Raw genomic sequence first — 630 nt, 5'->3', positions numbered from 1 at the left:
CGGAATGATCTTCTTCTGGCCCTTGGCATTGTACTGATTCCGCTTCCCGTACTTCCTTTTCTGTTTGGTGAAGGCTTTGTCTCTGGATCGGAATTTGTTGTCTGGAATATAGGCGTTAATTTCCTCTTTGCGGAGGTAGTTGTTGTTTTCCTCACTGGAGAATCCGGTGTCTGCGGTGACGATGACCTGACTTTCCAGGATGTCCTGGTGGATACCGGTATCGCGGTAGCGCTTCCTTATCCCATCGAGAATCGGCTTTAACGTATGCTGTTCCTGGCCGGCACCAAAGGCTTGGGCTTCGACAATGATCTGGTGCTCCTTATCGACGGCGGCGATGCCGTTGTAGCCCTGGATTGTGCCTTTGCTGGTGGTCATTTTGGCGGATTCGTTATCGGTGATGTTGCTCTTTACTTCTTTTTGGTTCCTGCCTTCCCCCTTCCTTGGGGTTGCCGTCTTTAAGAACTGGTCAATCTTGTCAAAGTGTTTCTGGAGGGTTTCGGAGGCCTGGGCCATCTGATTCTTTCGGTCTCGCTCTTTGGGCTTTCGGCCGTCGAGCCGCTTGTGCTCTTCCATACAGTGCCGGACCTTCTTCTGGATCTTGTCCCGCTTCTGTTCCAACTCCTTGAAAGT

At 51.4% G+C, this 630-nt stretch carries 1 protein-coding gene; it reads right to left on the bottom strand.

The window, feature by feature from the left end:
• The coding region (locus OQE62_RS19380) for a transposase (RefSeq protein WP_456152499.1) at window positions 1-630 on the bottom strand (630 nt) is incomplete at both ends.

Origin of the sequence: Microbulbifer halophilus (genome assembly GCF_026183675.1) — a bacterium.
In the GTDB taxonomy this organism is placed as follows: Bacteria; Pseudomonadota; Gammaproteobacteria; order Pseudomonadales; family Cellvibrionaceae; genus Microbulbifer; species Microbulbifer halophilus.
Note: the sequence above shows the minus strand (reverse complement) of the source record. Positions and strands in the feature narration are given on the sequence as shown.